The 8,262-nt window shown below is 66.4% G+C and carries 8 protein-coding genes; 4 read left to right on the plus strand and 4 right to left on the minus strand.

Going from position 1 to position 8,262, the window contains the following annotated elements; translation table 11 throughout:
• The first annotated feature begins 117 nt into the window (after positions 1-117).
• Positions 118-813 carry an ATP12 family protein gene (locus tag JOZ79_RS02345; RefSeq protein WP_294070041.1) on the plus strand — a complete coding sequence of 232 codons (696 nt, stop codon included), beginning with the start codon at positions 118-120 and terminating at the stop codon, positions 811-813.
• Here the strand turns inward: JOZ79_RS02345 and gmk are convergent.
• The gene (gene gmk, locus JOZ79_RS02350) at positions 810-1,463 is read right to left on the minus strand and encodes a guanylate kinase (RefSeq protein ID WP_294070043.1); all 654 of its coding nucleotides are present in this window, start codon (positions 1,461-1,463) and stop codon (positions 810-812) included. The genes JOZ79_RS02345 and gmk overlap by 4 nt on opposite strands.
• A 137-nt stretch (positions 1,464-1,600) precedes the next feature.
• Between gmk and JOZ79_RS02355 the strand changes: the two genes are divergently transcribed.
• The 3 genes from JOZ79_RS02355 (at position 1,601) to murA (ending at position 4,166) form a co-directional block, all read left to right on the plus strand.
• Complete coding sequence (locus JOZ79_RS02355; protein WP_294070045.1) at positions 1,601-2,356, plus strand: phasin family protein; 756 nt, start codon at positions 1,601-1,603, stop codon at positions 2,354-2,356.
• A 149-nt stretch (positions 2,357-2,505) separates the two neighbouring features.
• Positions 2,506-2,838, plus strand: coding sequence for an ATP-dependent Clp protease adapter ClpS (gene clpS, locus JOZ79_RS02360; protein WP_294070053.1), 333 nt, complete (start codon positions 2,506-2,508; stop codon positions 2,836-2,838).
• 44 nt (positions 2,839-2,882) lie between these two features.
• A complete protein-coding gene (murA, locus tag JOZ79_RS02365) occupies positions 2,883-4,166 on the plus strand; it encodes a UDP-N-acetylglucosamine 1-carboxyvinyltransferase (protein WP_294070047.1) in 1,284 nt (427 codons plus the stop codon).
• On the opposite strand, the gene JOZ79_RS02370 is transcribed toward murA, so the two are convergent.
• The 3 genes from JOZ79_RS02370 to JOZ79_RS02380 form a co-directional block, all read right to left on the minus strand.
• On the minus strand, positions 4,163-4,924 hold the full coding sequence (locus JOZ79_RS02370) for a GNAT family N-acetyltransferase (RefSeq protein ID WP_294070049.1): 762 nt from the start codon (positions 4,922-4,924) through the stop codon (positions 4,163-4,165). The genes murA and JOZ79_RS02370 overlap by 4 nt on opposite strands.
• Positions 4,921-6,177: a DUF445 domain-containing protein gene (locus tag JOZ79_RS02375; RefSeq protein WP_294070055.1), complete on the minus strand. Its 1,257-nt coding sequence runs from the start codon at positions 6,175-6,177 to the stop codon at positions 4,921-4,923. Before JOZ79_RS02375 ends, JOZ79_RS02370 begins: the two co-directional genes overlap by 4 nt.
• Before the next feature lie 57 nt (positions 6,178-6,234).
• On the minus strand, positions 6,235-8,262 hold a 2,028-nt coding region (locus JOZ79_RS02380), incomplete at its 5' end, for an efflux RND transporter permease subunit (RefSeq protein ID WP_294070051.1).

The following is an 8,262-nucleotide window of genomic DNA, read 5'->3' on the forward strand; positions in this document are numbered from 1 at the left end:
GCGACCGGGCGGCTGGCCGCAGGTCGGCGCGATCATCGCCATCGTCGGAGCGCTGGAGTCGCTGCTTTTGCCGCGCATCTTCAAGCGCAACTGGGATCGCCAGGACGGCGCCCGGCCGTGAAGCGCTTCTGGAAGGACGTCGCCGTCGCGCCCGAAGGCGCGGGCTGGGGCATTCGGCTCGACGGCCGGCCGGTCAGAACCCCGGCCCGGGCGGTGCTGCTGCTTCCGGCAGGAGCACTGGCTGCTGCGGTGGCTGAGGAATGGTCGAGCGTTGGGGAGGAGATCGACCCGCGGGCGATGCCGCTCACAGGCCTGGCGAATGCAGCGATCGACCGCGTCGCGCCCGATCACGATGGCTTTGCAGCGGGGCTCGCACGCTACGCCGAGGCTGACCTCGCCTGCTATCGCGCAGAGGGGCCGCGCGGCCTGGTCGAGCGGCAGGACGCGAGCTGGGACTCGCTGCTGGCCTGGGCGCGCCGTCGCTACGACGTGGATTTCTGCACGACCACGGGCGTCGTCCATGTCGACCAGCCGGCGGCGACGGTCGATCGCCTGAGCCATGAAGTCGCGGCACTCGACCCGTTCCGGCTCGCTGGCTTGTCACCTTTGGTCACGATCGGCGGCTCGCTCGTCGCTGCGCTAGCGGTAATCGATCGGGCGATGAGCCCGGACCAGGCCTGGGGCGCCGTCACCGTCGACGATCGCTGGCAGGCCGAGCAATGGGGCGCCGACGCGGAGGCTGAGACCGCGCTGGACAACCGCCGCCGCGAATTCCTCGCCGCCGCGCGCTTCCTGGAGTTGCTCGACGCCTAGTGCTGCGGGCCGATCAGGTCGCGGACGAATTCGACCAGGCCCGTCTGGCGGATGCGCCTCGACCGTTCGGCGCTAATGATCGCGCGCACCTCGCCGAGGCAGGTGTCCATGTCGCGATTTACGAGGACATAGTCATACTCCGCCCAATGCTCGATCTCGCCGGCGGCGCGGCGCATTCGGTCGGCGATCACGTCCTCGGAATCCTGCGCCCGGGTGTGAAGCCGGTGCTCGAGCTCGGTCATCGAGGGCGGGAGCAGGAAGATGGTGACGAGATGCTCGCCGAAATCGGGCTCGAGCTGCCGAGCACCCTGCCAGTCGATGTCGAACAAGATGTCGCTGCCCCTGCGCAAGGCCTGCTTCACTGGCGCTTTCGGGGTCCCGTAGCGGTGACCGAAGACATGCGCCCATTCGACGAACTCATTGGCGGCGATCATTCGGTCGAACTCGGCGTCGTCGACGAAGAAGTAATCAACCCCTGTGATCTCGCCGGGGCGGGGAGGCCGGGTGGTCGCCGATATGGACATCGTCACATCGCGGTCAGCGTCCAGCAACATTCGCGAGATAGTGGACTTTCCGGCCCCCGATGGCGAGGAAAGGACGATCAGCAGCCCCCGGCGACTGCGGACGGGATGATCGGATAACGCGTCCATGACCGCTCTTGCTTCCGGCGAGCCGTGCCCGTCAAGCGGCGGAATACCGCAGTGCACAAATAGGGTCTTGAAATGCTGCGTCGCAACGCATATTGTGCATTGCAGCAAAAACGCGAATTTCGAATGAGGCTAGATCGATGACCGAAGACACCAAGCTCCAGGCCCAGGCTGCTGCCGAGGCTCCGGCCGACGTTGCCAAGGCCGTCGCCGACACTGCCGATGCGATCGCGAAGGAGAGCGTCAAGGCTGCTCGCCGCGAGCGTGCGACCGCCGCCCGCCGTGCCAAGCGCCGCGAGGCCGCTGCCGCCAAGGCGCCCCGCGCGACCCGTCGCGCTGCAAAGACCACTCGCGCCGCCCAGGGGACGACCCGCTCGCGCCGCGCCACCCGTACCGCCGCCCGCATCGCCGCGGCGGCTCCCGAAAGGATTGAGACCGTGACGAACAACTTCTTTGGCGCTTTCGAAGGCCTTCAGGGCGCCGCTCCGTTCCAGAACCTGCTCGCGGACGCTAACGGCCGCACTCAGGATGCCGTGAAGCGCAGCCAGCGCGTTGCCGAGGAGCTCGCCGACCTGACCCGCGCCAATGTCGAGGCAGTCGTCGAGGCCGGCCGTGTCGCCGCCGAGGGCGCCCGCACGATCGGCCAGTCCGTCGTCGCCACCAGCCGTGACGGTGTCGAGCAGGCCGCCGATGCGATCCGCTCGCTTGCGGAAGCCAAGTCGCCGACCGAATATCTGCAGCTGCAGAACGACTTCGCCCGCGCCTCGTTCGACCGCATGGTCGCCGAGAGCTCGAAGCTGACCGAGTCGTTCGTGAAGCTCGCCGGCGAGGCGTTCCAGCCGCTGTCGAACCGCGCCAGCGCGAACGCCGAGCGTTTCAACTCTTTCGTTGCCTGACCCTCTCCCCTCCTAAGTCTGGCAACGCCTGGCGGTCGCTCTTCACTGAGCGGCCGCCTTTTTTTGCCCCCCGAACACAACAGCGGCTTGCCGCGTTTCGCGTGCTTGCCATATTTCAGGTCGAGATGAGCATCCGCGTACTACCCACCATGGCGAATGGCCCCGGCCAGGGCGACGGTCTCGACGAGGGTGAAACCGGCGTCGCGACGCGCACCCGCGCTCGCACCAAGAAGCCGTCCAATTACAAAGTGCTGATGCTGAACGACGATTACACGCCGATGGAGTTCGTCGTGCTCGTCCTGCAGCAATTCTTCTCGATGACCATCGAGGATGCGACCCGGGTCATGCTTCAGGTCCACCAGCAGGGCGTCGCGGTCTGCGGCGTCTTCACCTACGAAGTTGCCGAGACGAAGGTGACCCAGGTCATCGACTTCGCTCGCGAGAACCAGCACCCGCTGCAGTGCACGCTGGAGAAGGCTTGAGGCACGCTGCTTGTCACAGGTTCGCACCGCGCTAAAGCGCGGCGGTGGACAGCATCTGGATCAAGGGTGGCAATCGCCTCAACGGCGACATCCCGATCAGCGGGGCGAAGAACGCGGCGCTGACGCTGATGCCCTGCGCTCTCCTAACCCAGGAGGAGCTGACCCTCGTCAACCTGCCGCGCCTTGCCGACGTCGATACGTTCGGCCACCTGCTCAACCAGCTCGGCGTCTCGACTTCGGTCGCGGGCGTTCGCAAGGGCGAGTTCGGCCGGCGCATGACGATGCGCGCAACCGACATCGTTTCGACCGTCGCGCCGTATGACATGGTCCGCAAGATGCGGGCGTCGATCCTCGTGTTGGGGCCGATGCTTGCGCGCGAGGGCGAGGCGACAGTGTCGCTCCCGGGCGGCTGCGCGATCGGTGATCGTCCCATCGACCTTCACCTGAAAGCGCTTGAGGCGATGGGCGCGGAGATCGAGCTTGCGGCCGGCTATGTAAAGGCGAGCGCGCCCAGGGGACGCCTTTCGGGCGGCGACTTCAGCTTCCCAGTCGTGTCGGTCGGAGCGACCGAGAATGCGCTGATGGCCGCCGTGCTCGCCAAGGGCCAGACGCAATTGTTCAACGCAGCGCGCGAGCCGGAAATCGTCGACCTCTGCAACCTGCTGGCGGCACTGGGCGCGAGGATCGACGGGATCGGATCGTCACACCTCACGATTGACGGCGTGGAGGGGCTTCACGGCTGCGAATATGAAGTCATGCCCGACCGGATCGAGGCGGGAAGCTACGCCTGCGCGGCGGGAATCACGGGCGGCTCGATCAACCTCATCGGCGCGCGGCCGGACGACATGCGGGCGACCCTAAACGCGCTTGCCCAGTGCGGCCTGATGATCGAGTTCAACAATCGCGGGATCAAGGTCAGCGCCGACGGCGGGCTCAAGCCCCTGGCCCTCTCGACCTCTCCTTTCCCGGGCTTCGCGACCGACATGCAGGCGCAGTTCATGGCGATGCTGACGCTCGCCAACGGCGACAGCTTCCTCGAGGAGACGATCTTCGAGAACCGCTACATGCACGTCCCCGAGCTTCGCCGGATGGGCGCGGAAGTGGATATCCACGGCCGCTCGGCGATCGTCCATGGAGTCGAGGGCTTGACCGGCGCAAGCGTGATGGCGACCGACCTCCGCGCCTCGATGAGCCTGGTGCTTGCGGGGCTCGTCGCGGAAGGCGAGACCGAGGTCTTGCGCGTCTATCACCTCGACCGCGGCTACGAGCGGCTTGAGGAGAAGCTGTCCGCCGTCGGAGCGACCATCGAGCGCCGGAGCGCCGGCTAGAGCTTTTTGCAGAAGCGGATGCTGGTGCGCTCGTAACCCATGTGGCGGTAGAAGGCGTGGGCTTCCGCGAGCCGGTCGTTGCTGGTCACCTCGACAAGGCGGCAGGCGCGGGCCCGCAGTGCGTCTTCCGCCGCCGCAACCAGCTTGCGACCGATGCCCCGGCCGCGTGCCGCTTCGGAGACCACCAGGATGTTGATTCGGCCGGCCGGCCGGTCGCGGTGGACGGCGACCATCGCGTCGATGCCGCATAGGCCGACGATTTGCCGGTCGAGGGTGGCGACGAGGGGCGTCAGCTTGGCCCGGGCGAGCTCAGCGATTCGCTTGCGAACGCCAGCCTCGTCGACTTGATGGTCGAGCAAAGCGATCAGGCCGACCAGCACCCCTGAATCGCCGGGTCTGGCTGGACGGATCGCGAGCTTGGGCTCGGCCGGAGGGGGTGCCGGGCGCCTTTCCTGGCGGTCTGGTGGCGATGGTTCGGCGACTTTCCGCGGCTTCGGGTGAGTCTTGCGCTTCCGCGCCGGTGCGTCGAGCGACGCCCCCCAATCACCCGCGCCGAGGTTGCGGAGATAGGTTTCGACTTCTTCGGGCTTCGCGTTCGGGCCCTTCGGGTCCATTCCGAACACGGCCTTGCCGGACGCGTCGGTCAGCCCGGCCTTGCCGAAGCGGCGCTTGCCCGGAGTGCGGACGCGCGAGCGCACGAGCTTGAGACCGCGATTGCGCGCGCTTTCGGCCAGCGCATCGAGGACGGGATCGCTCACAGCGCGTCGAGGACGTGCAGCACAAGGCCGACCAGTCCACCGACCAGGGTACCGTTGATCCGGATATACTGAAGGTCGCGACCGACCGCCGCTTCCAGCCGGGCGGTGACGGTGCGGGCATCCCACCCGCGGATCGTCTCCGACACCAGCTTGACGATCGAGCTGCCATAGCTTGCCGCCATTCCGACCACCGCTCGGCGAGCGAAGCGATTGATCGCGATTCGGATTTGCGGGTCGCGCTCGAGAGTCGCGCCCATCGACTTCAGCACCTCGCCCACCTTTCCGGCGAGCACCGCATCGGGGTTGCGGGCGGCCCGGATCACGGCTTCGCGGCCCTTCTGCCACAAGGTGTCGAGCCAAAGGCCGACCGAGCGGTTCTCGAGCAATTGTTCCTTCATCTCCTCGACCCGGGCACGGGTTTCGGGACGGGTCTGAAGGTCGTTGGCGAGCTGCGCGAGCGCTTCCTCGACCTTGATCCGCACCGGGTGCGCGGGATCGGTCGACATCTCGGTCGTCAGCTTGCGCAGCCCGTCGATGATGGCATCCGCGAGCTTGGTGTCGAGCGCGGCGAGCTTCAGCACCCAATTGGCCTTGTTATGGACCATCTCCCGGATGAGCGGCTCGTTCGCATCAAGCGCGCGCGCCATCCAGCGGATTGCGGCTTCCAGCATTGGGACGTGGCGGTCGTCATTGATCGACGAAGCGAGCGCATGGCCGAGAAGCGGCGACACTTCCATCGCCCGCAGCCGCGACGAGATTGCGCTTTTGACGATACCGCCCAAGCGCTCGTCGTCGAGGCTTTCGAAGATGTTGGCGATCAACCGCGAGGCGCCGGCACGGATTCGCGTGCCTTCGCCCGCCGGCGTCTGCAGGAAGCGGCCGGCCGCGGCGGCGACATCGATATTGCGCATGCGCCGCGCGACCACCGACGGGGTCAGGAAATTCTCCCGGAGGAAGTTCGCGAGCGCCTCGCCGATCCGGTCCTTGTTGCGCGGGATGATCGCGGTGTGCGGCACCGGCAGGCCAAGCGGGTGGCGGAAAAGGGCGGTGACCGCGAACCAGTCGGCCAACCCGCCGACCATCGCGGCCTCCGCGAAGGACTTCACATAAGCGAGCCACGGGTGGGCCGGCTGCAACGCCCGGGACACGACGAAGACCACGGCCATGACGAGCAGCAGGCCCGTCGCGACGATCTTCATGCCGGCCGCGCCCGGCTGCGCCGGATTGAATCGCGCGAGCGCGCCGTTGCTCATTCGGGCCATGACGGCTCAATCCACGAGCCGCCGTCGGAGTTCACGCGACTAGTAACGTTACTCCGCAGGAACGGGCTGCCCAGCCTCGTGCGCCTCCGCGCCGACGAGGCGATGGAAAATGCGCCCGATCCGGCTTTCGAGGGAGATGGCGATGGAGAAATAGGCCGGGACGAGGACCAGGGTCAGGAGCGTCGAGAAGATGAGGCCACCGATCACAGTGATGCCCATCGGCGCCCGCCAGCTGTTGTCGCCGCTCAAGGAGATAGCCGTCGGCAGCATGCCTGCCACCATCGCCACGGTCGTCATTACGATGGGCTGGGCGCGCTTGTGCCCGGCTTCCCAGATTGCATCGTTCTTCGCCATCCCGTGATTCATCATCTCGACGGCAAAATCGACGAGCAGGATCGAGTTTTTCGCGACGATGCCGAACAGCATCAGGATGCCGATGAGCACGAACAGCGAGACGGGTTGGCCGGCGATGTGCAAGGCGACGGCGGCTCCAAGCGGAGCGAGGATCAGCGATCCCATGTTCACGAAGGGCGCGAGGAACCGGCGGTAGAGAAGGACCAGGACCGCGAACACCAGCAGCACGCCCGAGATCAGCGCGACCGCGAAGTTGAACAGGAGATCCGCCTGCCACTTCTGATTGCCGAGATTCATCTTCTGGATGCCCTGCGGCAGGTTCTTCACCGAAGGCAGGGCGTTGACCTTGTTCCAGACATCGCCCTCGACCACGCCCGGGGCGAGGTCGGCGCCGATCGACAGGCGGCGAAGCTGGCTCGAGCGGTTGATCGTCGTCGGGCCCGAGCCGAACCCGATGTCAGCGACGGATTTCAGAGGAACGGAGCCGCCCGAAGAGGTGGGAACGGGCAGGTTCTCGAGGGTGGCAAGGTCCTTGCGCGCACCTTCGTCCAGGGAGACCTGGATCGGTACCTGGCGGTCGGAGAGCGAGAATTTCGCGCTGTTCTGCTCGATGTCGCCCAACGTCGCGATCAGGATCGTCTGGCTGAGCGCCGAGGTCGTAACTCCAAGGTCCGCGGCGAGGTCGAAGCGCGGAGTGATCGTGATCTCCGGTTGCGCGAGATTGCTTCCGACGCGCGGCGCCAGGAGGCCTGGAACGGTCGCCATCTCCTTGGCGATCTGGTTGCCGACGGCGTTCAGCTTCACGGGATCCTCGCCGCCGAGATAGAGCTCGATGTCGCGGGAATCGGCGTCGACGCCGCCCTGCTGGCTCTGGAAGCTGACCCGCGCATCGGGGATTGCGGCGAGAGTCGGCGACAGCTTGCGCTCGAACTCCGTGCTCTTCAGCGGGCGTTTCTTCTTGAGAACGACGTTCACGTGCGCGGTCGCGACCTGGATGCTCTCGAACACGCGGTCGACGTTTGCGTCGGCCTGGACGATGGCGGCGACGCGATCGGTCACGGCTTCGGTTTCCGCCAATGTGCTGCCCGGCGCCATGCTGATGTTGACGCGAGAATAATCGCTGTTCTGCGGCGGGAAGAACGACGTCGACAAGGTCCCGAACAGGGCGATGCTGAGAAGCAAGGTCGCAAAGCCGGCGGCAACCATTGCCAGGCGGTGATCTTGGAATCGCGCACTCCACCGCGCCGCGAACAGTCCGTGCCAGTCGGCGAACGAGCGACTTCCAATCAGTCGACTGAGCAATCCGCCTAGCCGGGCGACGCCGTAAGCGAAGAAGCAGCCGACAACGACTGCCGGCAATAGGGCGATCGCTCCGCTCCAGCCGGCCCTGGTCAGCATCCCGACGACGCCCGCCGTGCCGGCAAGGAAGCCCACGATGACGAACAGCAGAAGCACGACCTCGATCGCAAAATAGCCGAACCTCAGCGCGGGCTTCGTGGTGCGCTCAAGCAGGGCCTTGGCCTTCGACGTGTCGAGACTCCAGTTCAGGACCCGAAGGTAGACATTCATCCAGCCCCAGGCCGCGTGCGGCTGCTTGCCGTGCGAGCGCAGGAAGTATGCGGCAATCAGCGGCGTGATCATGCGCGCGACGAGCAAGCTCATCAGCACCGACAGGACGACGGTAAAGCCGAACGCCTTGAAATACTGGCCGGCGATGCCGGG

Source organism: Sphingomonas sp., from assembly GCF_019242355.1.
Classification (GTDB): domain Bacteria; phylum Pseudomonadota; class Alphaproteobacteria; order Sphingomonadales; family Sphingomonadaceae; genus Sphingomicrobium.

Excerpts from the sequence above, each read along its gene's own strand:
- gmk (WP_294070043.1), bottom strand. The coding sequence starts at position 1,463 with ATGGACGCGTTATCCGATCATCCCGTCCGCAGTCGCCGGGGGCTGCTG.
- JOZ79_RS02355 (WP_294070045.1), top strand. The coding sequence starts at position 1,601 with ATGACCGAAGACACCAAGCTCCAGGCCCAGGCTGCTGCCGAGGCTCCG.
- clpS (WP_294070053.1), top strand. The coding sequence starts at position 2,506 with ATGGCGAATGGCCCCGGCCAGGGCGACGGTCTCGACGAGGGTGAAACC.
- JOZ79_RS02375 (WP_294070055.1), bottom strand. The coding sequence starts at position 6,177 with ATGAGCAACGGCGCGCTCGCGCGATTCAATCCGGCGCAGCCGGGCGCG.